This is a genomic window from Paracoccus sp. KKT209 (genome assembly GCF_055635455.1).
Map to the genome: position 1 here is coordinate 2,756,024 of NZ_CM145758.1, position 24,201 is coordinate 2,780,224.

General features: G+C 69.2%; 26 protein-coding genes. 6 read left to right on the forward strand and 20 right to left on the reverse strand.

From position 1 onward, the window contains the following. Window positions 1–26: 26 nt before the first annotated feature. The 4 genes from rnr to ACZ2G3_RS13650 are packed head-to-tail and all read right to left on the reverse strand — an operon-like array spanning window position 27 to window position 4,632. Window positions 27–2,270 (reverse strand): ribonuclease R, encoded by a 2,244-nt coding sequence (gene rnr, locus ACZ2G3_RS13635; RefSeq protein ID WP_470396565.1) that lies wholly within the window; start codon window positions 2,268–2,270, stop codon window positions 27–29. A 42-nt stretch (window positions 2,271–2,312) separates the two neighbouring features. Next, window positions 2,313–2,729 carry a GNAT family N-acetyltransferase gene (locus ACZ2G3_RS13640; protein ID WP_470396566.1) on the reverse strand — a complete coding sequence of 139 codons (417 nt, stop codon included), beginning with the start codon at window positions 2,727–2,729 and terminating at the stop codon, window positions 2,313–2,315. Beyond that, window positions 2,726–3,865, reverse strand: coding sequence for a succinyl-diaminopimelate desuccinylase (gene dapE, locus ACZ2G3_RS13645; protein ID WP_470396567.1), 1,140 nt, complete (start codon window positions 3,863–3,865; stop codon window positions 2,726–2,728). Before dapE ends, ACZ2G3_RS13640 begins: the two co-directional genes overlap by 4 nt. Further along, window positions 3,862–4,632: a sulfite exporter TauE/SafE family protein gene (locus tag ACZ2G3_RS13650; protein ID WP_470399140.1), complete on the reverse strand. Its 771-nt coding sequence runs from the start codon at window positions 4,630–4,632 to the stop codon at window positions 3,862–3,864. Before ACZ2G3_RS13650 ends, dapE begins: the two co-directional genes overlap by 4 nt. Window positions 4,633–4,815: 183 nt before the next feature. Here ACZ2G3_RS13650 and ACZ2G3_RS13655 point away from each other — a divergent pair, with 183 nt between their 5' ends. Both ACZ2G3_RS13655 and ACZ2G3_RS13660 read left to right on the forward strand, forming a co-directional pair. Beyond that, window positions 4,816–6,423: an acyl-CoA dehydrogenase family protein gene (locus ACZ2G3_RS13655; RefSeq protein WP_470396568.1), complete on the forward strand. Its 1,608-nt coding sequence runs from the start codon at window positions 4,816–4,818 to the stop codon at window positions 6,421–6,423. A gap of 76 nt (window positions 6,424–6,499) precedes the next feature. Further along, complete coding sequence (locus tag ACZ2G3_RS13660) at window positions 6,500–6,958, forward strand: META domain-containing protein (RefSeq protein WP_419270492.1); 459 nt, start codon at window positions 6,500–6,502, stop codon at window positions 6,956–6,958. Between the two features lie 33 nt (window positions 6,959–6,991). Here ACZ2G3_RS13660 and recO read toward each other — a convergent pair whose 3' ends face one another. The 11 genes from recO to ACZ2G3_RS13715 all read right to left on the reverse strand — a co-directional run bounded on the left by recO (window position 6,992) and on the right by ACZ2G3_RS13715 (window position 17,220). Beyond that, window positions 6,992–7,735 carry a DNA repair protein RecO gene (gene recO, locus ACZ2G3_RS13665; protein WP_470396569.1) on the reverse strand — a complete coding sequence of 248 codons (744 nt, stop codon included), beginning with the start codon at window positions 7,733–7,735 and terminating at the stop codon, window positions 6,992–6,994. A gap of 56 nt (window positions 7,736–7,791) precedes the next feature. After that, the gene (gene rarD / locus ACZ2G3_RS13670) at window positions 7,792–8,727 is read right to left on the reverse strand and encodes an EamA family transporter RarD (RefSeq protein ID WP_419270512.1); all 936 of its coding nucleotides are present in this window, start codon (window positions 8,725–8,727) and stop codon (window positions 7,792–7,794) included. A gap of 39 nt (window positions 8,728–8,766) precedes the next feature. Beyond that, the gene (locus tag ACZ2G3_RS13675; RefSeq protein WP_470396570.1) at window positions 8,767–9,102 is read right to left on the reverse strand and encodes a DUF1491 family protein; all 336 of its coding nucleotides are present in this window, start codon (window positions 9,100–9,102) and stop codon (window positions 8,767–8,769) included. Further along, on the reverse strand, window positions 9,099–10,040 hold the full coding sequence (era, locus tag ACZ2G3_RS13680) for a GTPase Era (RefSeq protein WP_470396571.1): 942 nt from the start codon (window positions 10,038–10,040) through the stop codon (window positions 9,099–9,101). The genes ACZ2G3_RS13675 and era overlap by 4 nt, the downstream gene beginning before the upstream one ends. Further along, window positions 10,037–10,696, reverse strand: a complete 660-nt coding sequence (gene rnc, locus ACZ2G3_RS13685; RefSeq protein ID WP_470399142.1) for a ribonuclease III — start codon at window positions 10,694–10,696, stop codon at window positions 10,037–10,039. The genes era and rnc overlap by 4 nt, the downstream gene beginning before the upstream one ends. Window positions 10,697–10,722: 26 nt before the next feature. Continuing rightward, on the reverse strand, window positions 10,723–11,514 hold the full coding sequence (gene lepB, locus ACZ2G3_RS13690; protein WP_470396572.1) for a signal peptidase I: 792 nt from the start codon (window positions 11,512–11,514) through the stop codon (window positions 10,723–10,725). Window positions 11,515–11,588: 74 nt separating this feature from the next. Then, a complete protein-coding gene (gene acpS, locus ACZ2G3_RS13695; protein WP_419271637.1) occupies window positions 11,589–11,999 on the reverse strand; it encodes a holo-ACP synthase in 411 nt (136 codons plus the stop codon). A gap of 36 nt (window positions 12,000–12,035) precedes the next feature. After that, window positions 12,036–12,770 (reverse strand): pyridoxine 5'-phosphate synthase, encoded by a 735-nt coding sequence (locus tag ACZ2G3_RS13700; protein ID WP_470396573.1) that lies wholly within the window; start codon window positions 12,768–12,770, stop codon window positions 12,036–12,038. 28 nt (window positions 12,771–12,798) lie between these two features. Continuing rightward, the gene (locus ACZ2G3_RS13705; protein ID WP_470399144.1) at window positions 12,799–13,614 is read right to left on the reverse strand and encodes a 4-(cytidine 5'-diphospho)-2-C-methyl-D-erythritol kinase; all 816 of its coding nucleotides are present in this window, start codon (window positions 13,612–13,614) and stop codon (window positions 12,799–12,801) included. 17 nt (window positions 13,615–13,631) lie between these two features. After that, the gene (locus tag ACZ2G3_RS13710; protein WP_470396574.1) at window positions 13,632–15,476 is read right to left on the reverse strand and encodes a tetratricopeptide repeat protein; all 1,845 of its coding nucleotides are present in this window, start codon (window positions 15,474–15,476) and stop codon (window positions 13,632–13,634) included. Between the two features lie 88 nt (window positions 15,477–15,564). Then, window positions 15,565–17,220, reverse strand: a complete 1,656-nt coding sequence (locus ACZ2G3_RS13715) for an electron transfer flavoprotein-ubiquinone oxidoreductase (RefSeq protein ID WP_470396575.1) — start codon at window positions 17,218–17,220, stop codon at window positions 15,565–15,567. 254 nt (window positions 17,221–17,474) lie between these two features. Here ACZ2G3_RS13715 and greA point away from each other — a divergent pair, with 254 nt between their 5' ends. Then, window positions 17,475–17,945 carry a transcription elongation factor GreA gene (gene greA / locus ACZ2G3_RS13720; protein ID WP_419269114.1) on the forward strand — a complete coding sequence of 157 codons (471 nt, stop codon included), beginning with the start codon at window positions 17,475–17,477 and terminating at the stop codon, window positions 17,943–17,945. Then, the gene (locus tag ACZ2G3_RS13725; protein WP_470396576.1) at window positions 17,942–18,895 is read left to right on the forward strand and encodes a hypothetical protein; all 954 of its coding nucleotides are present in this window, start codon (window positions 17,942–17,944) and stop codon (window positions 18,893–18,895) included. Before greA ends, ACZ2G3_RS13725 begins: the two co-directional genes overlap by 4 nt. On the opposite strand, the gene ACZ2G3_RS13730 is transcribed toward ACZ2G3_RS13725, so the two are convergent. After that, window positions 18,892–19,371, reverse strand: coding sequence for a GNAT family N-acetyltransferase (locus ACZ2G3_RS13730; RefSeq protein WP_419269116.1), 480 nt, complete (start codon window positions 19,369–19,371; stop codon window positions 18,892–18,894). The genes ACZ2G3_RS13725 and ACZ2G3_RS13730 overlap by 4 nt on opposite strands. Before the next feature lie 70 nt (window positions 19,372–19,441). Between ACZ2G3_RS13730 and ACZ2G3_RS13735 the strand changes: the two genes are divergently transcribed. Then, a complete protein-coding gene (locus ACZ2G3_RS13735) occupies window positions 19,442–20,218 on the forward strand; it encodes an AzlC family ABC transporter permease (RefSeq protein WP_470396577.1) in 777 nt (258 codons plus the stop codon). Between the two features lie 2 nt (window positions 20,219–20,220). After that, window positions 20,221–20,550, forward strand: coding sequence for an AzlD domain-containing protein (locus ACZ2G3_RS13740; protein WP_419269407.1), 330 nt, complete (start codon window positions 20,221–20,223; stop codon window positions 20,548–20,550). Here the strand turns inward: ACZ2G3_RS13740 and ACZ2G3_RS13745 are convergent. The 4 genes from ACZ2G3_RS13745 to ACZ2G3_RS13760 are packed head-to-tail and all read right to left on the reverse strand — an operon-like array spanning window position 20,535 to window position 24,103. Continuing rightward, window positions 20,535–21,161, reverse strand: coding sequence for a hypothetical protein (locus ACZ2G3_RS13745; RefSeq protein ID WP_419269118.1), 627 nt, complete (start codon window positions 21,159–21,161; stop codon window positions 20,535–20,537). The genes ACZ2G3_RS13740 and ACZ2G3_RS13745 overlap by 16 nt on opposite strands. A 16-nt stretch (window positions 21,162–21,177) precedes the next feature. Beyond that, window positions 21,178–21,330, reverse strand: a complete 153-nt coding sequence (locus ACZ2G3_RS13750; RefSeq protein ID WP_470396578.1) for an aa3-type cytochrome c oxidase subunit IV — start codon at window positions 21,328–21,330, stop codon at window positions 21,178–21,180. Window positions 21,331–21,383: 53 nt separating this feature from the next. After that, entirely contained in the window at window positions 21,384–22,409 is a 1,026-nt protein-coding gene (locus ACZ2G3_RS13755; protein ID WP_470396579.1) for an MBL fold metallo-hydrolase, read from the reverse strand. Beyond that, complete coding sequence (locus ACZ2G3_RS13760; RefSeq protein ID WP_470396580.1) at window positions 22,406–24,103, reverse strand: acyl-CoA dehydrogenase; 1,698 nt, start codon at window positions 24,101–24,103, stop codon at window positions 22,406–22,408. Before ACZ2G3_RS13760 ends, ACZ2G3_RS13755 begins: the two co-directional genes overlap by 4 nt. Window positions 24,104–24,201 lie beyond the last annotated feature (98 nt).

Genomic DNA, 24,201 nt, shown 5'->3' on the forward strand with positions numbered 1-24,201 from the left:
GATCTGAGGGGGGCTTGCGCCCCCTTTTAGCGCTTGCGCCGGCGCTTGGTCGCGCGCTTGACCTCGGCCAGCCGCGCCTTGGTGGACATGCGGCCGGGGGACCGGCCGCGCTTGCCCTTGCCGCCCCCGCGCGGCAGGGCCTTGCCTTCCAGTTCCAGCAGTTCCAGCGTCAGCCCGCCGGTCAGCGGGATCGCCTCGGTCAGGCGCACGGTGACGCGCTGGCCGATGCCGATCTGCAGCCCGGTATCGGCCCCGATCAGCATCTGCGCGTCGGGGTCATAGTGGAAGTATTCCTGCCCCAGATCGCGGATCGGCAGCAGCCCGTCGGCGCCGCTTTCGTCCAGCCGCACGAAGGCGCCGAATTTCTGCACGCCATTGATGCGGCCCAACATTTCGCTGCCCACGCGTTCCGAGAGATAGGCCGCCAGATAGCGGTCGGTCGTATCGCGTTCGGCGGCCATGCTGCGGCGCTCGGTCTCGCTGATATGCTTGGCGGTTTCGTCCAGGCGCTCGATCTCGTCGGGCGACAACCCGTCCTTGCCCCAGCCATGCGCCGCGATCAGCGCGCGATGCACCACCAGGTCGGCATAGCGGCGGATCGGCGAGGTGAAATGCGCATAGGCCTTCAGCGACAGGCCGAAATGCCCGTAATTTTCGGCATGGTAATAGGCCTGCGTCATCGACCGCAGGGTCGAGATGTTGATCAGCTCGTCGAAATCCGTGCCCTGCGCCTGTGCCAGAAGGCGGTTCAGGTGGCTGGTATGCAGCACCTGCCCCTTGGCCAGGGTAAAGCCCGAGGCCTGGGCCACCTCGCGCAGCGCCTCCATCTTGTCCAGGCTGGGCTCCTCGTGGACGCGGAACAACAGCGGGCGCTGGCGGCGGGCCAGTTCCTCGGCGGCGGCCACGTTGGCCAGGATCATGAACTCCTCGATCAGCTTGTGGGCGTCGAAGCGGTCGCGGAAGTTCACCGATTTCACCCGCCCGTCCGGGGTCAGCTCGATCCGCCGTTCGGGCAGGTCCAGGTCCAAGGGCTGGCGCCGCGCGCGCGCCCCCTTGAGCAGGCCATAGGCGTGCCACAGCGGCGTGATCACGCTGTCCATCAGGGCCGCGGTCGGCGCATCGGGCGTGCCGTCCGCGGCGGCCTGGGCCTGTTCATAGGAGAGACTGGCGCGGCTGCGCATGATGCCGCGGTGGAACCTGTGGCTGACCTTGTTGCCTTCGGCATCCAGGCGCATGCGGACCGCCAGCACCGGGCGGTCGACGTCCTCGTGCAGCGAACACAGGTCGGCCGACAGCGCCTCGGGCAGCATCGGCACCACACGGTCGGGGAAATAGGTCGAGTTGCCGCGCTTCCACGCCTCGCGGTCCAGCGCGCTGCCGGGGCGGACGTAATGGGCGACATCGGCGATCGCGACCCAGATGGTGGCGCCGCCGTCCTCCTCGGCATGGGCGGCCACGGCGTCGTCATGGTCGCGCGCGTCCGAGGGGTCGATGGTGACCAGGGGCAGGTCGCGCAGGTCGTCGCGGCCCTTCAGCGGCGCGGGCTTGGCGGCCTCGGCCTCGGCCAGGACCTTGTCGGGGAATTCGTCGGGAATGCCGTGCTGGTGGATGGCAATCAGGCTGACCGCGCGCGGGGCCGAAGGGTCGCCCAGGCGTTCGATGATGCGGGCGCTTGGCAGGCCCATGCGGGCGCGGGGGCCGGTCTGTTCGGCCTGCACCAGCTCGCCGTTCTCGGCGCCCAGGGTGTCGCCGGCGCGGACGCGCCATTCCTTGTCCTGGCCCTTGTCGATGGGCATGATCCGGCCGCCCTCGCTGTCCTTGCGGAAGATGCCGGTGATGCGGTTGGGGCTGACGGTGATCCGGCGGATCAGGCGCGCCTCGTACTGGTGGTCCTCGCCCATGACCTCGATCAGCCGGCCCAGGAAGCGGTCGCCGCGGCCAAGCGCGGGGTCGGTCTGGCGCGGCAGGTAGAGGATGCGCGGCATCGGGCCTTCGCCCCGCCATTCCATCGGCCGCGCGAACAAGTCACCCGACCCGTCGGGGGCCAGCAGCTCCAGCACCGTCACCGGCGGCAGCTTTTCCGCATCCAGATAATGGCGGCGCCGCCGCTCCAGCTGGCCCTCGGATTCCAGTTCCTTCAACAGGCGCTTCAGCTCGATCCGGCCGGCGCCCTTGATGCCGAAGGCCTTGGCGATGTCGCGCTTGGAATTCGCGTCGGGATGTTCGGCGACCCATTCGAGGATCTGGGCCTTGCTGGGAATCTGGGTCATCGCGTCATGCCTTGTGATGGGACGCCAACGCTGTGCGTGGCATCAAAGTTCGCGGGTCATGTCCCGATGCGGAATGCCCGCGTCATCGTAGACGGGCCCTTCGGCCACAAAGCCCAGCTTTTCGTAAAATCCGATCGCATGCGTCTGCGCCCCGAGGCGCGCGCGCGCAACCCCCGGCCGCACCCGCAGCGCATCCATCGCGGCGCGCATCAGTGCGGCGCCGAGGCCCGTGCCGCGCATCTCGGGCAGGACGCAGACGCGGCCGATCTTGCCGATGTCGCCCTTCAGGATCAGCCGGGCCGTTCCCACCGGGCAGTCGCCCTGCCAGGCCAGCAGGTGGATCGCGCCCTCGTCCTGGTCGTCCATCTCCTCGGCCTCGGCGACGCCCTGCTCCTCAATGAAGACGGTGCGGCGCAGCGCATGGCACAGGGCCAGGTCGGTGGTCTCTTCGATCCTCATTCGAAAAATCTCTCCAAGACGCGGTGATAGATCGACTGAAGCTGGCGGACCTGCTGGGCCGGGACGCGTTCGTCGACCTGGTGCATGAGGTGTCCGACCAGCCCGAATTCGACCACCGGGCAGTGATCCTTGACAAAGCGCGCGTCCGAGGTCCCGCCCGAGGTGGACAGCACCGGCTGGCGGTTGGTTTCCTGGGTCACGACATCGCGGACCATGTCCACGAAGGGGCCCGGGGCGGTCAGGAAGGCCTCGCCCGAGATCTCGGCCGTGACGGTCAGGGTGACGCCGGTCTCGGCCTCGATCCGGGCGGCGTGGTCGGCGAGGCGTTCGGCCAGGCCCGCGCCGCTGTGCAGGTCGTTGAAGCGGATGTTCACCACGGCCGATGCCGATTCCGGGATCACGTTCGAGGCCGGGTTCCCGCAGTCGATCGAGGTGATCTGCAGCCCGGAAGGATCGAAATGGTCGGTCCCGTCGTCCAGGGGTTCCGTGGTCAGTTCGGCCAGATAGCGGGTCAGCGCATGCAACGGGTTCTTGGCCCGGTGCGGATAGGCCGCGTGCCCCTGCACCCCCCTGGCGCCGATGCGGAAGGTGGCCGAGCCGCGGCGGCCGATCTTCATCATCTCGCCCATGTGGTCGGGGTTCGACGGCTCGCCCACGATGCAGACGTCCATGCGCTCGCCCTGCTGCGCCATCCAGTCCAGGATGGCGATGGTGCCGTCGCGGGACGGCCCCTCCTCGTCCCCGGTGATGGTCAGGATCAGCGCCCCGTCGGGCGGGGTCTGGCGGACAAAGTCGATGGCGGCGGCCACGAAGGCCGCGACGCCCGATTTCATGTCGGTCGCGCCGCGCCCCCAGATCACGCCCTCGTCGTCGAGATGACCGGAAAAGGGCGGATGCGTCCAGGATCCCGGATCACCCGGAGGCACCACATCCGTATGCCCGTTGAAGCCGAAGGTCCGCGCCCCCTTGGCGCCCCACCGCGCGAACAGGTTGGCGGTGCCGTTCCGGTCCACGCGATGCACCTCGAAGCCCGCCTCCTCCAGCAGGTCCTGCAGCAGCACCAGCGCGCCTCCCTCCTCCGGTGTGACCGAGGGGCAGCGGATCAGGCGGGCGGTCAGGTCGGCGGCATCGATCATGAAAGGCTCCACAGTTCAAAGGCGCGTCGGACCAGGTTCAACCCGGTCAGGATCAGAAGGACCAGCGTCCATCGTCGAAACTGCCCCACATCCAGCCGGTCCTGCAAGGCAAAGCCCGCCTGCATCCCGGCCATGGCCGGCAGGCAGAGCAGAACCGACAGCGGCAGCGTCTGCAGGTTCAGCAGGCCCGACACCAGATGCGCGACGGTCAGGACCACGGCGCCGATCAGGAAGACGACGCCCTGCACCCGGACCTGTTCGCGCTTTTCGGTGCCGATCGACAGAAGATAGACGATCAGCGGCGGCCCCCAGATCCCCGAGATGCCCCCGTAAAGCCCGCCGATCACGCCCGAAAGCGCCTCGGCCCGGCGGCGGTGGTGCAGGTGCAGGACCAGCGGCCGGCCGGACAGTTGCCAGAGGGCGAACCCCGTGATGGGCAGGCCCAGCAGCCCGTACATCAGCCATTGCGGCAGCAGGGTCACGAAGCCGGCCGAGACGCAGATGAAGAGCGCGACCATCGCGATATGCAACCGGAACTTGCGGATCGAGCGGAGGGCGGCGCCGCGGCCGTCGCGAAAGCTCTGCTGCACATTGGTGATCAGCGTGGGCAGGATCATCGCCGCCAGTGCGACGGTGGCCGGCATGATCGAGCCGAAGGCCGACATCATGATCATCGGCATGGCAAAGCCCAGGGCGCCCTTCACGAAGCCCGCGAAGGCGGTGATCCCGAGGGCCGCCACGAATTGCCAGGGCTCCAGTCCGAACATGGGGGCCAAGCTAACCGCCTTGCCGTGAAAGGAAAAGGCCGCTTGTTTTCCGGGATCTGCCAAGGACCGGCGGCACGAACCGGTGCGACACATTAGATCGTGGATATTGCCTGACGCGCATAAATGTTGCGCTGCACCTGCGAAGGGGTTACCCATGCTGCAATGCCGCGAAAGGACGAATCGATGAAAGACATGCAGAACCGGACCGAAACCGTCCTGTCGGAACTCGAAGACCTGCTGGCCCGCGCGTCCGAGACGCTGCGCGCGCAGGTGTCGGTGCAGGGCCGCGTGGACGCCGAGGCGCTGGAGCTGCATCAGCACGGCGCCCATGCGCTGTCCTGGCTGGCCACCTATGTCGAGGCGCTCAAGCAGCTGCACGCCTGGTCGGCCCGCGTCGATGGTCCGATCGAGGCGCTGATCACGCGGATCGGCTTTGGCGAATACCTGACGCAGATCGCCGGCGGCATCCCGATGAGCCAGACCGAATTCGCGCGCCTGTCGGATCTGGGCGTCAGTTGGGAGCCGTCCGAACCCGCGCGGGCCCTGATGGCCGGCAACACGCCCGAGGCGCGGGCCGAACTGGCGCAGCTGATCGCCGACAACCGCGGTGCGGCGACCTTTGGCGCCTCGGGTCTGGACGAGGACCTGGAGATGATCCGCGACCAGTTCCGCCGCTGGACCGAGGACAAGGTCACGCCCCATGCCCATGGCTGGCACCTGAAGGACGAGCTGATCCCGATGGAGATCATCGAGGAGCTGGCCGAGCTGGGCGTCTTCGGCCTGACCATTCCCGAGGAGTTCGGGGGCTTGGGCATGTCCAAGGCGGCGATGGTCGTCGTCTCGGAGGAGTTGTCGCGGGGCTATATCGGCGTGGGCAGCCTTGGCACCCGCAGCGAGATCGCGGCCGAGCTGATCATCTGCGGCGGCACGGACGACCAGAAGGCCCATTGGCTGCCGAAGCTGGCCAGCGGAGAGATCCTGCCCACGGCCGTCTTTACCGAACCCAATACCGGCAGCGACCTGGGCTCCCTGCGGACGCGGGCGGTGAAGGAGGGCGAGGACTGGGTCGTCACCGGCAACAAGACCTGGATCACCCATGCCGCGCGCACCCATGTGATGACGCTGCTGGCCCGGACCGAGCCCGACACCACCGATTACCGCGGCTTGTCGATGTTCCTGGCCGAAAAGACCCCCGGCACGGAAGACGCCCCCTTCCCCACCCCCGGCATGACCGGCGGCGAGATCGAGGTCCTGGGCTATCGCGGCATGAAGGAATACGAGCTGGGCTTTGACGGCTTCCGCGTGGCGGGGGCGAACCTTCTGGGCGGGGTGACGGGCCAGGGCTTCAAGCAGCTGATGCAGACCTTCGAATCGGCCCGCATCCAGACCGCCGCCCGTGCCATTGGCGTGGCGCAGAATGCGCTGGAGCTGGGGCTGCAATACGCGCTGGACCGCAGGCAGTTCGGCAAGCCGCTGATCGCCTTTCCCCGTGTCGCTGACAAATTGGCGATGATGGCTGTCGAAATCATGATCGCGCGACAGCTGACTTATTTCAGCGCGTGGGAAAAAGATCACGGTCACCGCTGCGACCTGGAGGCCGGGATGGCCAAGCTGCTGGGCGCGCGCATCGCCTGGTCCAGCGCCGACAATGCCCTGCAAATCCACGGAGGCAACGGTTTCGCGCTGGAATACCAGATCAGCCGCGTGCTGTGCGACGCCCGGATTCTGAACATTTTCGAGGGCGCGGCCGAGATTCAGGCGCAGGTGATCGCGCGGCGTCTTTTGGGATAAGGGGCCGATAGGCTGGATTACGCCGATGAATGGGGGTATTCCACGCCAGTTTCGCATTTCCTCCCAGGAGTCTGCCATGCCCTCCATGTTCCGCCCCGCCGCTGGCCTTGCCTGCGCCGCGACCCTGCTTCTTGCCGCCTGCGCCTCTGAACCGGCAGGCGATCCGATGGGCGGGATTCCGGCGAACGACTATGTGCTGGTCGGCATCGGCAACGGCACGGTGCCCCTGCGCAACATCACCCTGACCACCCGTCCCGAGGGCATCTCGGGCCGCGGCCCCTGCAACGGTTACGCCGCGCGCAACACGGTGCCGCTGCCGGCGATCGCCTTTGAACCGCTGCAGACGACCGGCGTGACCGAATGCAAGGATCTGGCCGTCGAACAGCGGTTCTTCCAGGCGCTGCAGCAGGCGACCGAGATGGAATATTACGGCGGCGTCCTGCGCATCAAGGGCCCGACCTGGCTGATCTTTGAAAGCGGCCGCCCGGCCGACCAGGCGACCGACGCCCTGGCGGCGGCGCGCGGCAACCAGTAAGGCGACAGGCCCCGCGGGATGACGTCCCGCGGGTCACGGCAGGTCAGGGGTGCGACCCCGACCCGCCTCCAGCCGCCGCACCAGCCGCGCGCGCGCGGCCGGCAGGTGGCGCCCGACCAGTTCGGCCGCCAGCCGATGTTCCAGAAAATGACCGGTGATCGCCAGTCCCTCGGCCAGGCCCCGGCCGCGATTGTCCCCCGCGCCCCCCATCAGCGCCGGCAGCGGCAGCAGTCGGTCGGCCCATTCCCCGGCGCCTGCGCGGCTGACCGCGCGGCCCGACCGTGGGCTGACATAGGCCAGTCCCTCGCGCGCGCCGGTCACCGCGCAGGCGGAAAGGTCCAGCCCAAAGCCCATCTCGTCCAGAAGCGACATTTCCCATTGCAGGTAGAGGGGGGGCCAGTCGCCGCCAGCCTCGATCAGGTCCAGAAGCGCCTCGGTCCGCGCGGCCAGCTGCGGATGCGGGTCGCGTTCCGGCAGGACGAACAGCAGCAGCGCGCAGATCGCGTTCAGCCCCGCCAGCGCGGTCGGATCGGTCATCAGCCCGCTGCGCAGACGCAGCGGCTCGATGGCAAAGGTGCCCAGCTGGTCCGACTGCCGCGCCCGCCAGCGAAGGTCCAGCCGCGCCCCGGGTTGCAGCATCGCGCTGCGCCGTTGCGAGCTGCCGCCGGGCACGACCCCCGCATGGCGCCCGTGTTCCAGCGTCAGCACGTCGATGATGACCGCGGTTTCGCCATGAAGGCGGCGCCCGATCACCGTGCCCTCTGCCTGCCATTCCATCGCCGCCTCCGCCTCAGTCGCGGCCAGCTTGCGTCATCGGCGCAGGGGGTGCCAGATCATTGCGCGCGCCGGGCGGCCAGTTCGCGCCGGTCACGCCGACGCTGGCCCGCCTGACGCAACAGCGTCACCGAATAGATGGCCAAAGCCGCCCAGATCATCGGAAAGGCGATCAGCCGGGCGCCGTCGAAGGGTTCCCCGAACAGCAGCACCGCGCAGAGGAAGATCATCGTCGGCGCGATATATTGCAGGATGCCGATCGTCGACAGGCGGATCAGCTTGGCGCCATTGGCATAGAACAGCAGCGGGATCGCCGTGACGGGTCCGCAGCCCAGCAGCAGCAGCGTGTCCATGCTGTCGCCGCCGAAATGCGCCTGGCCCTGGGCGGCCTGCCAGATCAGGAAGGCGACGGCGAAGGGCGTCAGCAGCAGCACCTCCAACGTGAAGCCCTGGTTGGGGCCCAGGGGAAGGCTTTTCTTGCAATAGGCGTAGAACCCCCAGGACAGGGTCAGCCCGATGGCGACCAGCGGCAGGCTGCCCGCCTGCACGGTCAGGATCACCACGGCCGCCGCGGCCAGCGCGATGGCCGCGAACTGGCCGCGCGACAGCCGTTCCCCCAGCAGGGTGGCGCCCAGAAAGACGCTGAACAGCGGGTTGATGTAATAGCCAAGCGCCGCGTCCAGTGCGTGGTCATTCGCGATGGACCAGACATAGATCAGCCAGTTGACGGAAATCAGCATCGCGGTCAGCGCGGCCATGGCCAGCAGGCGGGGCTGGCGCAGGGCTTGGCGCACCTCGGCGGCGCGGCCCTGCCAGATCAGGACGGCGGCGGCGATGGGCAGCGACCAGAGGACGCGATGGGCGATGACCTCCGCCGGCGGAACATGGGCCAGCGCCTTCATGAAGATCGGCAGAAAGCCCCAAAGCCCATAGGCCGCGATGGCATAAAGAAGCCCTTTGGGCGAATCGGTCTGGGGGGCGGCGGGGCTGCTCATGGAGGCTGCATATTCTGCAAGCAGCGCCCGCGCCAGAGGTCAGAACAGCCCGTCCTGGTCCAGCAGCGTGCGGCCGTCGCGGCTTTCGATCTCCAGGACCCACAGGTCGGGATCGCGGGCGCGCTGCCGGGCGATGGCAGCGTCCACCTGCGGCTCGGGCCCGTCCTCGACCGCGACCCAGGGGCGGTTGTCGGTGTCAAAGTCCCATTCGCGCATCCACAGCTGCGCCGAGCCGTCCAGCCGCGCGCATTTGACGGCCACCGCCCCGGCCGTGTCGTCGCCCCGCGCGATGACATAGGCGGGAATGCCCGCCTGCCCCAGCCGTGCCAGATAGGCCGCCACCCAGAGGGAGGCGGCCAGCCGCGGCTGGCTCATGTCCGCCCGGCGTCGCCGTCGCGAAAGTTCAGGCCCATCTCGTCATAGCGCTCGGCCTCGTCCTGCCAGTTCTCGCGGACGCGGACCTGCAGGAACAGGTGGACCGTGCGGCCCATGAAGGCCTCCAGCTCCAGCCGGGCGGCTTGGCCCACGGCCTTGATCGTCTCGCCGCCCTTGCCCAGCACGATGCCCTTGTGGCCCTGACGGGCGACATAGACGACCTGCTCGACCCGCGCGCTGCCGTCCTTCTTTTCCTCCCAGCCCTCCGTCTCGACCGTCAGCTGATAGGGGATCTCCTCGTGCAGGCGCAGGGTCAGCTTTTCGCGGGTGATCTCGGCGGCGATCATGCGCATGGGCAGGTCGGCGATCTGGTCCTCGGGGTAAAGCCAGGGGCTTTCCGGCAGCGACCGGCCCAGCCAGTCGCGCAGCTGCGGGCAGCCATAGCCCTTCTCGGCCGAGATCATGAAGGTCTGGGCAAAGGGATAGGCCTCGTTCATCTGCTTGGAGAGTGCCAGCAGAGTCTCGGACTTGACGCGGTCGATCTTGTTGATGACCAGGGCCACGGGCGTGCCCTGCCCCAGCTGCATCAGCTGGTCCAGGATCGCCTGCGTGCCCTCGGTCAGGCCGCGATGCGCCTCGATCAGCAGCAGCACCAGGTCCGCGTCGGACGCCCCGCCCCAGGCCGCGGCGACCATGCTGCGGTCCAGCCGCCGGCGCGGCCGGAAGATGCCCGGCGTGTCGACAAAGACGATCTGCGCCGGCCCGTGCATCGCGATGCCGCGGATGCGCGCGCGGGTGGTCTGGACCTTGTGGGTCACGATCGACACCTTGGCGCCGACCATCTGGTTCAGCAGCGTCGACTTGCCGGCATTGGGTTCGCCGATCAGGGCGACAAAGCCCGCACGGGTGGGCGGGGTGTCGGGGGTGTCTTCGGTCATGTCTGTCCTTCCAGCCGGTCCAGCAGCACCTGCGCGGCGGCCTGTTCGATGCTGCGCTTGGTGCCGGAGCCCTTGGCTTGGGCCTGGCTTCCGTCTTCCAGCCGCACGGTGATCAGGAAGACCGGCGCGTGGTCGGGGCCGCTGCGCTCGGTCTGCTCGTAATGGGGGGGCGGCATGCCATGGGCCTGCGCCCATTCCTGCAGGGCCGTCTTGGCGTCGCGGCTGTCCTTTTCCACCCGGTCCAGCCGCGGCGTCCAGTGGCGCAGCACGACCGCCCGCGAGGCGTCGAAGCCCGCGTCCAGGTAGACCGCCGCCAGAACGGCCTCCATCGCGTCGGCCAGCAGCGCCTCTTTCCGGCGGCCGCCCGACAGCATCTCGGAGCGGCCCAGCTTCAGCACCTCGCCCAGGCCGATGTCGCGGGCAATGGCGGCGCAGGTCTCGCCGCGCACCAGCGCATTGTAGCGCGGCGCCAGCTGGCCCTCGGTCGCGGCCTCGTCGGCAAAGTACAGCGCCTCGGCCATCACCAGGCCCAGCACGCGGTCGCCCAGGAATTCCAGCCGCTGGTTGTCGGGGCGCGTGACGCTGGCGATCGAGCCGTGGGTCAGCGCGCGCACCAGCAGCTCGGGGCGCGCAAAGTCGTGCCCCAGACGGGCCATGAAGGCACGGATGTCGGCGCCGGGGGTCACTCCACCGCCTTGAAGAAGCGATCGGCCCGCCAGGTCCAGAAATAGAGCAGCGACCGCCCCGCCGACGAGAACATGATCCGGTCGGCACGACCGATCAGGAATTCGGCCGGGACAAAACCCAGGCCGCCGATCTCGGCGGGAAAGCGGCTGTCCTCGGAATTGTCGCGATTGTCGCCCATGAAGAAGTACTGGCCCTCGGGGACGGTGAAGGTCGGCGTGTCGTCGGCGACCCAGCCATCGACGATGTTCAGCACGTCATGGCTGCGCCCGCCGGGCAGGGTCTCGGTGGCGCGTTCCTTGACGCAGTCGCCGCCCTGCGGGACCGGGTCGTTCACGCAGCGCGGGATCAGGCCCTGCGGACCCTGCTGGTCCTTGACCTCGATGAAATCGCCGGCGTCGGTCACTTGGACCTCCTCGCCGTTCAGCCACAGACGGCCGCTGCGCATCTGGATCGTGTCGCCCGGCAGGCCGATCACGCGCTTGATGAAGTCGACGTCACGGGTCGGGTGGCGGAAGACCACGACATCGCCGCGCTCGGGCGCGCTGTCCAGGATCCGCCCCGAGATCGGGCAGAGCGAGAAGGGGCAGCTATGCGCCGAATAGCCGTAGGCCATCTTGTTGACGAAAAGAAAGTCCCCGATCAGCAGCGTGTCCTTCATGCTGCCCGAAGGGATCCAGAAGGGCTGGAAGAACAGCGTGCGGAAGATGCCCGCGATGACCAGCGCCCAGAAGACGGTCTTGACCGTTTCCCAGATGCCGTCCTTTTTCTGGATCGAGCTGTCCGCCATGATGTCCGTCTTTCTTCATCGCTGCCTGCGGCCGGTCCGCATCGCGCGTTCATGGTCCCCGGCAGGGGAAAAAGTCAAGCTTCCGGCAGGCCCGGTCGCGCCTCGATCACCACGAAGGCCTGCGCCCAGGGGTGATCGTCGGTCAGCGTCACATGGACGACCGCATGATGTCCCGGCGGCGTCATCCCCGCCAGCCGGTCCCGCGCCCAGCCCGTCAGCGCCATGACCGGCTGCCCCGAGGGCAGGTTCGACACCGCCATGTCGCGCCAGCTGATGCCCATGGCCAGCCCCGTGCCAAGCGCCTTGGAACAGGCCTCCTTGGCGGCCCACCGCTTGGCCAGGGTCCCGGCCTCGTCTGCGCGACGGGCGGCCTTGGCCAGTTCGGTGTCGGTGAAGACCCGGTGCCGGAAGCGGTCGCCGAACCGGTCCAGCGTGGACCGGATGCGGTCGATATTCGCAAGGTCGCTGCCGATGCCGAGGATCATGGTCTGCGGGCCGTCATGAGGGTCCGATCGTCCGGTTCAGCCACGGGCATCCGCCATGCGGCGGTGCATTTCGCGAATGGCGGCTTCCAGCCCGATGAAGACGGATTCGGCGATCAGGAAATGGCCGATGTTCAGTTCGGCCAGTTGCGGGATGGCCGCGACCGGGCCAACCGTGTCGAAGGTCAGGCCGTGGCCTGCATGAACCTCCAGCCCCAGGCTATGAGCCAGTTCCGCGCCCTCGCGCAGCGCCGCCAGTTCGGCGTCGCGTTCGGCATGGCGGCCTTCGGTGTCCAGGTCGCAATAGGCGCCGGTATGCAGCTCGACCACGGCGGCGCCGATGCGGGCCGCGGCGCGGATCTGCTCCTCCTCGTGGCCAATGAACAGCGACACGCGGCAGCCCACCTCGCGCAGGGGGGCAATGAACGCGCCCAGCATGTTGTCGTTGCCGGCGACGTCCAGGCCGCCCTCGGTCGTGCGCTCCTCGCGCTTTTCGGGAACGATGCAGACGGCATGGGGGCGATGGCGCAGCGCGATGGCCTGCATCTCGGCCGTGGCGGCCATTTCCAGGTTCAGGGGCAGCGTCAGGTGCGCCATCAGCGCGTCGATGTCGGCATCGCTGATGTGGCGGCGATCCTCGCGCAGATGCGCGGTGATGCCGTGGGCGCCCGCCTGTTCGGCCAACTGCGCGGCACGCAACGGGTCGGGCCAGGGGGAACCCCGGGCGTTCCGAATGGTGGCGACGTGGTCGATATTGACGCCAAGGCGCAGCATGGGATCCTCCGCTGAAATCGCGGGCAGTCTAGCGACCTGCCGGGGCGGGCGCCAGTTCGGTCGGAACCGCCCACCAGCCGTTGCGCGCAAGCGCCGCAGCCGCCGCACGGGCAGGCCCTGACCCGCCGAAGATGCCAAAGCAGGTGGCCCCCGATCCCGACATGCGCGCCAGGCCCGCCCCCTGCGACCGAAGCGCCTCCAGCACGGTCTGGATGACGGGCGCGGCCGCGAGAGCGGGGGGCTGCAGGTCGTTGCGCGTGCCCGCCAGCCAGCCGATCAGGGCGCCCGCATCCGCGAAGGCCGGGATTTCCGGCAGCGGCGGGTTCTCGCGGCAGGTCAGCCCGGCAAAGATGCGCGGGGTGGCGACCGCAATGCCCGGATTGACCAGCACCAGGTGCAGGGGCGGCAGCGGCGGCAGCGGGGTCACGATCTCTCCGATGCCCTGCATCCGCGCCGGGCTTGAGGCCAGGCAGACCGGCACGTCGGCGCCCAGCTGTTCGAGTGCCGCGGGCAGGTCATGGCCCATCCGCGCAAGGCCGCGCAGGACCGCCGCCGCATCGGCCGACCCGCCGCCGATCCCCGAGGCGACGGGCAGGTTCTTGACCAGCCGGATGGCCGCCTGCCCGCCCACCAGCCGGGCGGCCCGCAGGCAGAGGTTGTCCTGATCCGACAGACCCGCCGCGAAGGGGCCATCGATGCGCAGGGACAGGGGCCCGGGCGACAGCTGCACCACATCGCCCATATCCGCAAAGCAGACCAGCGAATCCAGCAGGTGATAGCCGTCGGCGCGTCGCCCCGTGACATGCAGCGCAAGGTTCAGCTTGGCGGGCGCGGCCTCGGTCAGCGCCGGGTTTGGGGCGGTCATTCGGTGGCGTCGGCCTCGGTCTGGCGGAGGGGGGCATCCGGGCCGTCCGCGCCCTCTTCGGCCAGAACCGCATCCAGGCCGCGATCCAGCTTGGCACGGATGCGGTCGGGATCGACCTCGCCCGACTGCCCCGGCTGCAGCGACAGGGCGCGGCGCCACTGGATCTCGGCCTCGCGGGTGCGGCCGACCATCCAGTAGATGTCGCCCAGGTGGTCGTTGACCAGCGGGTCCGAGGCCATGGTGGCGATCGACTGCTCCATCGGCGCCACCGCCTCCTCGTAGCGGCCAAGCCGGAAATAGGCCCAGGCCAGGCTGTCCAGGATATAGCCGTCGCCGGGCGACAGCTCGACCGCGCGCTGGATCATCTCCAGCGCCCGGTCCAGGTTCCTGTTCCGGTCGATCCAGGAATAGCCCAGGTAGTTCAGCAGGCTGGCCTGGTCCGGTCGGATCTCCAGCGCGGCCAGCAGGTCCTCCTCGGCGCGGTCGAACTCGCCCGCCCGCTCCAGCGAGATCCCGCGGGCATAAAGCGCGAACCAGCGCGCCTGGGGCGGCGCGTCCTTCAGCAGGGCCAGCGCCTTGTCATAGCTGGGGACGGCGGCGCCGAACTTCTCCTGCTGGCGCAGCACGTCCCCAAGCGCGACCCAGGCCTGCGGCAGCTGCGGATAGGCGGCGGTCAGGGCCAGCGCGGCCTTTTCGGCCTCGTCCCGGCGATCGGCGCGCGACAGGGCGTCGATGCGGCTCAGTTCCGCCACGGGGCGCATCTGGTCCATGCGGCGCACAGCCTCGAACTCGGTCTCGGCCAGGTCGAACTGCTGGCGGTCCTGCAGAAGCTGGGCGACCATCAGCCGCGCCTCGGGGTTCTCGGGCGAGATCCAGGCCGCCAAGCGCGCGTGGATCAACGACAGCGGCTCGGGATCCGGGCTGGTGGCCAGGGCCGAGGCAAAGGACAGCAGCAGATGCGCGATCCCGTCGGCGGGGCCCGCGATCACCTCGAAGGGCACCGGCTGGCCGTCGCGCAGGCGCTGGCGCAGGGCCATCAGCTGCGGCTCGGCATCGATGCCCTCGACCTTGTCCAGAAGGGCCAGAGCCTCGTCCCGCCGCTCCAGCTGGCTCAGGATCTGCACGCGGGAGATCAGGCCCAGCAGGTGTCCGCCCGCCTCGGACTTCTGCATCAGGCTGTCAGCGGTCTCGTAATCCCCGACCAGGGCCCGGGCCAGCGCCAGGTGATAGTTCACGATCGGCGCCAGGCTCTCATCGGCGGCCATGCCCTCGAAGGCGGCCAGCGCGTCCGAGGCGCGCCCCGCCCCCAGCAGCGCCCATCCGCGCATCGTGCCGTCCAGCAGGTCCTCCTCCAGCGGCATGTCGGGGCTGCGGTCGGTCTCGATCAGCTGCAGCAGGCCCGTCCAGTCGCCGGCGCGGACCAGCTGCGCGCGGCGCAGCAGGCCGGCCAGTTCGGTCCCCTCATCGGCCAGGATCATCCGCTCGGCTTGGGTGACCGCACGCTCGACCTCTCCGGCCGAGGCCAGGGCGACCAGTGCGCTGTCCTGCAGGTAGACGTCGCCGGGATCATGGGCCGAGGCCTGCACGAAATAGCGCGCGGCGGCGCGAAAGTCGTTTTCGACCGTGGCCATGCGGGCGGCCAGATAGGGGCCGGCCAGGCCCCGCGTCAGCGGCGCCGGCTCCTGCGGCGCAGCCTCCTGCGGTGCAGGCTCCGCCGCCGGCACGGGCCGCGGGTCCGGACGGTCATCGTCCTGCGCCCAGGAAGGCGTCGTGGTGCTGCCCAGCAGAAGGGCAAGAAGCGCCAGTCGCGCAAGAGCCGGGCGGGTCTGGGTCAGGATCACTGCGGGCCTTCCGGTAATCACGTTTTCGTTGCCCGCAGCCTATACCCCTGCCTTGCCCGCCTGCAACGCCTGCGGCTTTTCGCTTCCATCACATGTTCGGGTAGTTCGGCCCGTCCCCGCCCTGGGGGGTGGTCCAGACGATGTTCTGGCTGGGGTCCTTGATGTCGCAGGTCTTGCAGTGGACGCAGTTCTGGAAGTTGATGACAAAGCGCGGGCCGGCCTCGTCCTGGACGACCTCGTAGACGCCGGCCGGGCAATAGCGCTGCGCGGGCTCGGCATATTCGGGCAGGTTCACCGCGATGGGGATCGACGGGTCGCGCAGCTTCAGGTGGCAGGGCTGGCTTTCCTCGTGGTTGGTGAAGGAGAAGGCCACGTTCGTCAGCCGGTCGAAGGACAGCACGCCGTCGGGGCGCGGATAGTCGATCGGCTTGTGGTCGGCCGCCTTGCCGGTGGCGGCGGCGTCGGACTTGCCGTGGCTCCAGGTGCCCAAGGGGTTCCAGCCGGTCAGGTTCGCCACCCACATGTCAAAGCCGCCCAGCATCAGGCTGGCGGTCAGGCCCAGCTTGGACCACATCGGCTTGACGTTTCTGACCCGCTTGAGGTCCTGGCCGATCTCGCCCCCGCGGACGGCCGCGTCGTAATCGGCCAGCCGGTCGCCCTCGCGCCCGGCATGGATCGCGGCGGCGGCGGCATCGGCGGCGGCGATGCCCGACAGCATCGCGTTGTGGTTGCCCTTGATGCGCGGCAGGTTGACCATGCCGGCGGAACATCCCAGCAGCAGCCCCCCCTCGAACGACATCTGCGGCAGCGACTGGAAGCCGCCCTCGCTGATGGCGCGGGCGCCATAGCTGATGCGCTTGCCGCCCTCCAGCAGGTCCGCCACCATCGGGTGGTGCTTGAAGCGCTGGAACTCCATGTAGGGATAGAGATGCGGGTTCTTGTAGTTCAGGTGGACGACGAAGCCGACCAGCACCTGGTTGTTCTCGAGGTGATAGATGAAGCTGCCGCCGCCCGCGTTCTTGCCCAGGGGCCAGCCCATCGTGTGCACGACGCGGCCCTTCTGGAACTTCTCGGGGCGGACCTCCCAGATCTCCTTCATGCCCAGGCCGAACTTCTGCGCATCCGATCCCGCGGTCAGGTTCAGCCGCTCGTTGATCTGCTTGGCCAGGCTCCCGCGCACGCCCTCGGCGATGAAGACATACTTGCCCAGAAGCTCCATCCCCGGCTCGTAGCCGTCGCCGATGGAGCCGTCGGGATTGCGGCCGAACTCGCCGGCGACGACGCCCGCGACCCGGTCGCCGTTCCAGACGACCTGGCTGGCGGCCATCCCGGGGAAGATCTCGACGCCGAGCGCCTCGGCCTGCTCTGCCATCCAGCGGCAGACATTGCCCATGGAGACGATGTAGTTGCCGTGGTTCGACATCAGGGGCGGCATCGGCCAGTTCGGCACCCGCACCTGGCCCGCCTCGCCCAGGACGTAGAAGTTGTCGTCGGTGACCTCGGTGGTCAGCGGCGCGCCCTTCGCCTTCCAGTCGGGGATCAGCCGGGTCAGCCCGCAGGGGTCCAGGACCGCACCCGACAGGATATGCGCCCCGACCTCCGAGCCCTTCTCCAGCACCACGACCGACAGTTCGGGGTCGATCTGCTTCAGCCGGATCGCCGCCGACAGACCGCTCGGACCCGCCCCCACGATCACGACGTCATACTCCATCGACTCGCGCTCGATCCCGCTCTCCTCGATCATCCGATGGTCCCCCTGTGGCAAATTGGCTGGGCACAGCCTGTAACCTGCCCGGCATGGCGGGGCAATCGTGACGCGGCGAAGGATATGGCGAAAGATGCTGCAATGCCGCAGACCCGCCGATGCAGGCTTGCAATGCGGCGGAAATTGGGGTCACGATGCCGGCCGACAAGGTGCCACGCCCCTGCCATCCGAATGGCAGGGGCGTTGCCTTAGCACTTGGATGGCAACCGCATCCCACGAAGGACAGGGCAGCGATGGAAAAGATACCGATGACCCGCAGGGGCTATCAGGCGCTGGAACGAGAGCTGGGCGAGCTGAAATCGAAGGAACGCCCCGCCATCATCCGTGCCATTGCCGAGGCGCGCGAACATGGCGACCTGTCCGAGAATGCCGAATACCACGCCGCGCGCGAAAAGCAGGGCTTCATCGAGGGCCGCATCAAGGAACTGGAAGGGCTGCTGTCGCGGGCCGAGCAGTTCGACCCCTCCAAGCTGTCCGGCAGCATCAAGTTCGGCGCGACCGTTGTGCTGATCGACGAGGACACCGAGGAGGAGCGCACCTACCAGATCGTGGGCGAGGCCGAGGCCGATATCGAGCGCGGCCTTTTGAACATCCGGTCCCCTCTGGCGCGCGCATTGATCGGCAAGGACGAGGGCGACAGCGTCGACGTCACCACGCCCGGCGGTCTGCGCAGCTACGAGATCATCACGATCCGGTACGAGTGACCCGCATGTCCCTGATCGCCCGCATTTCCAGCCTGTCCAACCGCGACCGTATCACCACCGTCGGCCTGGCACTGACCGGCGTCTGGCTGTTCCTTGTCGCGCTGTTCTGGCTGCTGGGTCCCGACGACGAAAGTGGCCCGGGCGGCGTGTCGCGCCTGGTCGCGACCACCGGCGTGGTCCTGCCCCTCGTGCTGATCTGGCTGGCGGTGTCGCTGGCCCGCGCCATCGCCGTGCTGCGTGCCGAGGCCGAGGACCTGCGCCACCGGCTGAGCGAGCTGCGCCGCGCGTTGCAGACCGGAGAGGCCCCAGACGATGAGGCCCATCCCGAGCCGCATCCGGTCACCGTCCGGGTGTCCGAGCCGCGGCCCGAGCCTGCCGCCGCGCATCCCGCCACGGCGCTGCGCGCGGCCGCGCCCAAGCTGCGCCCCGCCGCCGACCATCGCCAGGCCGCGCCGCGGCCGGATGAGGGCAACGGCCCTTCGGTCGGCGAAGGCACGCTGATCCGCGCGCTGAACTTTCCCGACGGCCCCGACGATCACGAGGCGATCGAGGCGCTGCGCGAGGCACTGAAGGACCCGACCCATTCGCGCGTGCTTCGCTCCGCGCAGGACGTGGTCACGCTGATGGCCGGGCGCGACCTTTACATGGACGACCTGCCGCCCGACCCGGTGCGCCCGGATGTCTGGCGCCGCTTTGCGGCTGGCGAGCGTGGCAGCGCGGTCGCGGCCCTGGGCGCCGTCCATGACGACGACGCGATGGACATCGCCGCTGCCATGCTGCGCGAGGACGAGATCTTCCGCGACACGGCGCACCACTTCCTGCGGCATTTCGACGGGCTGATCGGCCGTGTCGTGCCGCAGCTGGACGACCTGCAGATCGCGGTCCTGGCCGACAGCCGTTCGGCCCGCGCCTTCATGCTGCTGGGCCGCGTCTCGGGCGTCTTCGGCTAGGCCGCGTCCCGGCGCAGCACATGGACCTGCCCCCACCAGGGCAGGCCATAGCGGCCCTGCCCTTCCTCGGCAAATCCCAGGCTGCCATAGAAGGCCAGCGCGCCCCCGTTGCGCTGACGCACCTCGGCGCGTAGGCCGGGACGGGCGCGGCGGGCCGCAAGGCGCAGCGCCTCGGCCACCAGGGCGCGGCCGATCCCCTGCCGCGGCGTGGCCACAGCCAGCCCGTCGATCACCAGATCGCCCGTCGCGGGCGCCGGCCGGAACAGCCAGCCCGGCGCCGCAAGGTCGCGCGCGGCCAGCCCGCCCGAGGCGTCGCGCAGCCCCATCACGCCCAGCAGGCGCCCGTCCCGGCCGATGGCCACCACTCCCTGACATGGCCGCAGCCCGGCGGGCCAGCCCAGCATTCCGAAATGGGCGCGCCACAGCGCCGTGGCCCGCGGCAGCGCCGCATCGGGGATCGGGTGCAGGATCTGCATGGGCCGGCCTTGCCTTGGATTGCGCGTCGTGCAAGCAAGGTGCCGCGAACCGCTGCAAGACGAAAGCACCATGTCACCCTCGCCCGCCCCCCAGCCCGCGGCCTGGCAAGCGCCCGCCGACGCGGCCTCCGAACGTGCCCTCGCCCGCTCGCCCCGCGCGGCGTTCCGGCATGGCATCGTCCAGTCGCTGCCCTTCCTGGTGGTGATCATCCCCTTCGCGATCCTGTTCGGGGTGGTGGCGACCGAGGCCGGGCTGGACATCGCGCAGGTCATGGGCTTTTCGATCCTGGTGCTGGCCGGGGCGTCGCAGTTCACCGCCGTGCAGCTGTTGTCGGACAATGCGCCCACGATCATCGTGATCCTGTCAGGCCTGGCCGTGAACCTGCGCATGGCGATGTATTCGGCCTCGCTTTTGCCCTGGCTGCGGGACGCGTCCGGCACGCAAAAGGCCTGGGTCGCCTATACGCTGATCGACCAGAGCTATGCGCTGTCGATCCAGCACTACGAACGCTACCCCCGCCTGTCGGTCCCGCAGCGCCTGGCCTATTTCGCCGGGACCGCGCTGGTCCTGTGCCTGCCCTGGATGGTCGCCACCTGGGTCGGCGCGACCGTGGGCCAGGCCATCCCCGAGGAGGTCGCGCTGGACTTCGCCATGCCGATCACCTTCCTGGCGATGATCGCGCCGATGCTGCGCACCATCGCGCATCTGGCCGCCTGCTTTGTGGCGATCGTCGCGGCACTGGTGCTGGCGGGGCTGCCGTCGGGGCTGGGCCTGCTGATCGCGGCGCCCCTGGGCATGGCGACGGGCGCGCTGGTCGAGGCGCGCATGGAACGCCGGGGGGCATGAGGATGCAGGCAAGCGATCTTCAGATCTGGACGATCATCGTCGTGCTGGGCGTCGGCACCTACCTGATCCGCTGGTCGTTCCTGGGCGCGCTTGGCGACCGGGACCTGCCGGGATGGGTGCTGCGGATGCTGCGCTATACGCCCGTCGCGGTGCTGCCGGCGCTGGTCGCGCCGCTGGTGATGTGGCCGGCCGCGACCGGCGGCGATCCCGACCCCGCGCGCCTGGCCGCCGCCACGGCGACCGTGGCGGTGGGGGTCATGACCAGGAACGTGATGCTGGCCATCCTGGCCGGGGGCATTACGCTGTTCGGTCTGCTTTATCTTCTGTCGTAACCCACGATCCGGCCGTCCTTCTGGCGCAGCAGGACGTCGTGGTTGTTTGCCGGGTCGCCGTCCATGTGCCGCTTGGACTGGACATTGGGCAGCGTCAGGAACCAGTTGCGCAGCCGCAGCGGCGAAAAGCCCCGCGGCACCCGCTCAAAGCCCGGCACCCCGGAGAGGACGCTGGCCGATTCCACCGCGCAGAAGCTCTTGTTGCCGGCGCCGTTGGCCTCGGCCCGGCGGATGGCCAGGTCGGCCACCTCGCGGCTGACAGGGACGGTATCCTCGGCCACCCAATAGGTCGAGCGGGCGTGGTAGTCGATGTAGAAGTTCTTGAAGTTGTCGGTGATGCCATACAGCACGTCCCGGCGTTCCGGGATGCGGGGATGCTGCCAGCTGCCGGCGGGGTCATAGATCACCCGCTGGCTGCCGTTGAACATCAGCGCGGAATGCCCGCCCTCACCGCGCGGGATGCCGATCACCGTCAGCAGCGTGATCGACGGCGGCTCGGGCGAGACGTAACGGGCCGCGCGGACCTGTTCATCGCTGGCCCAGACATTCTCGGCACCGCATGCCGAAAGGGCGACCGGCAGGCTGGCCGCCAGGAACACGCGTCTCTTCATGCCGAAAACCGCGCGATCAGGAATTGGTCAGGGCAAGAAAGACCAGGGCCGCCAGCGACAGGCCGATCACCCAGACGGTCGCCCGCATGAAGCCCGCAAAGGTCTTCTTGTGGTCGGTCAGGTCCATCGTGCCCTGGGTGGCACCGGGTTTGTTGTCGAAATCGGCCATGGCTGCCCCTCGTGTTTGTGTCTGCCCCGCGATAGCCGAAAGCGTGCAGCCTGTCACGCCCCCCACAGCGCCGCACCCTGCCTTTCGCCGACCTGCCGGATCACGCCCGCGCGATGCAGGTGGTTCAGGTGGGCCACGGCCTCGACCAGGGCCAAACCGAACTCTCCCTCGCCGATGCGGCGGCGATAGAGGATGTCGAAACAGTCGACGGCGCTGCGCGGCGCCTCGGCCAGCGCCTCGGTCAGCCGGGCCAGCCCCGCGCGGTGGTTCTGGATCAGCTGCGTCAGCCGCAGGGGCAGGCCGGTGAAGGGCAGCTTGTGCCCCGGCAGGACCAGCTGGTCGTCGCGCGCCAGGTCCTGCAGCCGGATGCAGCTTTCCAGCCATTCCCCCACCGGATCGGCCTCCGGCTCGGTCGGATAGACGCCCAGGTTGGGCGAGATCGAGGGCAGCAGCTGGTCGCCCCCGATCACCAGGTTGTCGTCCAACGACCACAGGGTGACATGGCAGGGCGCGTGGCCATGCCCCATCGCCACCCGCCAGCGGCGCTGGCCCAGGTCGATGACGGCGCCCTCGGACAGCCGGGCAAATCCCAAGGGCAGCGGATGGACCACGTCGGCAAAGTTGAAGGGCCGTTCAGCCGCGCGCCGGTCCAGCAGATCGGCGGGCATCCCGGCGCGGCGCCAGAAGGCCAGGGCCTGCGGACTGGCCCGGTCCTGCACGTCCAGGACCAGCATCCGCGCCATCAGCCAAGCGGTACGGCTCATCATCAGCCGGGCGCCGTCCTGCTCCATGAACCAGCCGGCCAGGCCGATATGGTCGGGGTGATGATGCGTGCCGATGACCCGCCGCACCGGACGCCCCTGCAAGGGCCCGCTCAGCAGGGTCTCCCAGATGGCCCGCCCGCGCCGGCTGTCAAAGCCGGTATCGACGATCGACCAGCCGCCATCGCCGTCGTCCAGCGCATAGACATTGACATGGTCCAGCGCCATCGGCAGCGGCAGGCGCATCCACAGGACGCCGGGCGCGACCTCGGTGGCCGCGCCCTCCTCCGGGGGCTGGGCAAAGGGCGTGCGGATCACGCCGCGAAATCGCCGGCCAGCGCCTCGTCGGTGATCGCGGCCAGATCGTCCAGCCCGGCCAGCGCCTCGGCCAGATCGCCCGCAAAGCGCGGCAGGACCCGCGCCATGAAGACCCGCGCCATGGCCCGGTGCGGCTCTCCGCCCGCCAGGGCTGCGCGCAGGTGGTAATGTCCGCCCAGCACCCGCGCGAATGCGCTCAGATAGGCGACGGCGCCGGCAAAGCGCTGCGGCATGTCGCGTTCCAGCAGGGCCAGGGTTGCCTCGCGCAGCGTCTCGGCCGCCTGCCAGACCTGATGCGCCAGGTCGGGATGCGCCGCCTGCGCGGCCTTGGCACCGTCCAGGACCTCGTCCAGCAGGCGCATCGCGGCCTCTCCGCCATCCGACAGCTTGCGCCCGACCAGGTCCATGGCCTGGATGCCGTTCGTGCCTTCGTAGATCGAGGTGATGCGCACGTCCCGCAGGTATTGCGCCGCCCCCGTCTCCTCGACATAGCCCATGCCGCCATGCACCTGCACGCCCATGTCGGCCACGCGGATGCCGACATCGGTGGCATAGGCCTTGGCGATCGGCGTCAGCAGGGCCGCGCGGGCGGCCTGCTCGGCATCGCCGGTGGCGCGCGCCATGTCGATGGCGGTCGCGCAGGCCAGTCCGATGGCGCGGGCGGCAAAGACCTCGGCACGGCCGGTGGCCAGCATCCGGCGCACGTCGGGATGACGGATGATGGCGCCCCCCTGGTCGCGATCACGGGCATAGGCCACGGCCTTTTGCAGCGCGGCCTCGGCCACGCCGACGCCCTGCATGCCGACGCCCAGGCGCGCGACGTTCATCATCGTGAACATCGCGGCCATGCCCCTGTTCTCCTCGCCCACCAGCCAGCCGGTGGCATCCTCATAGGACATCACGCAGGTCGGGCTGCCGTGGATGCCCAGCTTTTCCTCCAGGCTGACGACCTTGAGGCTGTTGGCGACGCCCGGATTGCCCTGGTCGTCGGGGATCAGCTTGGGGACCATGAACAGGCTGATGCCGCGCGTCCCCCTGGGCGCGCCGGGCAGGCGCGCCAGCACCAGGTGGCACACGTTCGCCGTCACGTCGCTGTCGCCCCAGGTGATGTAGATCTTTTGCCCGCTGATCCGGTAGGTGCCGTCGCCCGCGGGTTCCGCCCGCGTGGTCAGCGCGCCGACGTCGCTGCCCGCGCCCGGCTCGGTCAGGTTCATCGTCCCCGACCATTCGCCGCTGATCAGCCGGGGCAGGTACAGCGCCTTCAGCTCGTCGCTGGCGTGATGCTCCAGCGCCTCGATCTGGCCCTGGGTCAGCAGCGGGTTCAGCTGCAACGCCAGGCAGGCGCCCGACATCATCTCGGCGACCGCCATGTTCAGCGCCTGGGGCAGGCCCATGCCCCCATGTTCGGGATCGGCCGAGACGCCCACCCAGCCCCCGTCGGCGATCGCACGGAAACCTTCGGCAAAGCCGGGCGAGGATCGCAGGACGCCGTTCTCCAGCCGCGCCGGATGGCTGTCGCCCGCCATGTTCAGCGGCGCCAGCACGTTCGAGGCCATCTTGCCCGCTTCGGAGAGGATCGCGGTGGCCGTCTCGGCCGTCGCCTCGGCAAAGCGCTCGGTCCGCGACAGTTCGCCAAAGGGCACGACATGGGTCAGGATGAAGTCGATCTGCTCGACCGGCGCCTTGTAGCTCATCGGGTCCTCCTCCAAGCGCCTTGGCATCCGGGCCGGGCGCGACTATCAGAACAACAGGCGGCATCTTGGGCCGCGTTCCTTTCAGGCTCAACCGAAAC

Coding starts and splice junctions, on each gene's coding strand:
- lepB (WP_470396572.1), bottom strand. CDS start 11,514: ATGGCGGACAGCTCGATCCAGAAAAAGGACGGCATCTGGGAAACGGTC.
- era (WP_470396571.1), bottom strand. CDS start 10,040: ATGACCGAAGACACCCCCGACACCCCGCCCACCCGTGCGGGCTTTGTC.
- ACZ2G3_RS13750 (WP_470396578.1), bottom strand. CDS start 21,330: ATGGCCGATTTCGACAACAAACCCGGTGCCACCCAGGGCACGATGGAC.
- ACZ2G3_RS13700 (WP_470396573.1), bottom strand. CDS start 12,770: ATGCTGCGCCTTGGCGTCAATATCGACCACGTCGCCACCATTCGGAAC.
- rnc (WP_470399142.1), bottom strand. CDS start 10,696: ATGGCCCGTCTGGGGCACGACTTTGCGCGCCCCGAGCTGCTGGTGCGC.
- ACZ2G3_RS13735 (WP_470396577.1), top strand. CDS start 19,442: ATGTCACCCTCGCCCGCCCCCCAGCCCGCGGCCTGGCAAGCGCCCGCC.
- dapE (WP_470396567.1), bottom strand. CDS start 3,865: ATGATCGATGCCGCCGACCTGACCGCCCGCCTGATCCGCTGCCCCTCG.
- ACZ2G3_RS13650 (WP_470399140.1), bottom strand. CDS start 4,632: ATGTTCGGACTGGAGCCCTGGCAATTCGTGGCGGCCCTCGGGATCACC.
- rarD (WP_419270512.1), bottom strand. CDS start 8,727: ATGAGCAGCCCCGCCGCCCCCCAGACCGATTCGCCCAAAGGGCTTCTT.
- ACZ2G3_RS13675 (WP_470396570.1), bottom strand. CDS start 9,102: ATGAGCCAGCCGCGGCTGGCCGCCTCCCTCTGGGTGGCGGCCTATCTG.
- ACZ2G3_RS13745 (WP_419269118.1), bottom strand. CDS start 21,161: ATGAAGAGACGCGTGTTCCTGGCGGCCAGCCTGCCGGTCGCCCTTTCG.
- ACZ2G3_RS13655 (WP_470396568.1), top strand. CDS start 4,816: ATGAAAGACATGCAGAACCGGACCGAAACCGTCCTGTCGGAACTCGAA.
- ACZ2G3_RS13730 (WP_419269116.1), bottom strand. CDS start 19,371: ATGCAGATCCTGCACCCGATCCCCGATGCGGCGCTGCCGCGGGCCACG.
- ACZ2G3_RS13740 (WP_419269407.1), top strand. CDS start 20,221: ATGCAGGCAAGCGATCTTCAGATCTGGACGATCATCGTCGTGCTGGGC.
- acpS (WP_419271637.1), bottom strand. CDS start 11,999: ATGATCCTCGGCATCGGCAGCGACCTTGCGAATATCGACCGCATCCGG.
- recO (WP_470396569.1), bottom strand. CDS start 7,735: ATGGAATGGCAGGCAGAGGGCACGGTGATCGGGCGCCGCCTTCATGGC.
- ACZ2G3_RS13760 (WP_470396580.1), bottom strand. CDS start 24,103: ATGAGCTACAAGGCGCCGGTCGAGCAGATCGACTTCATCCTGACCCAT.
- greA (WP_419269114.1), top strand. CDS start 17,475: ATGGAAAAGATACCGATGACCCGCAGGGGCTATCAGGCGCTGGAACGA.
- rnr (WP_470396565.1), bottom strand. CDS start 2,270: ATGACCCAGATTCCCAGCAAGGCCCAGATCCTCGAATGGGTCGCCGAA.
- ACZ2G3_RS13660 (WP_419270492.1), top strand. CDS start 6,500: ATGCCCTCCATGTTCCGCCCCGCCGCTGGCCTTGCCTGCGCCGCGACC.
- ACZ2G3_RS13640 (WP_470396566.1), bottom strand. CDS start 2,729: ATGAGGATCGAAGAGACCACCGACCTGGCCCTGTGCCATGCGCTGCGC.
- ACZ2G3_RS13715 (WP_470396575.1), bottom strand. CDS start 17,220: ATGATCGAGGAGAGCGGGATCGAGCGCGAGTCGATGGAGTATGACGTC.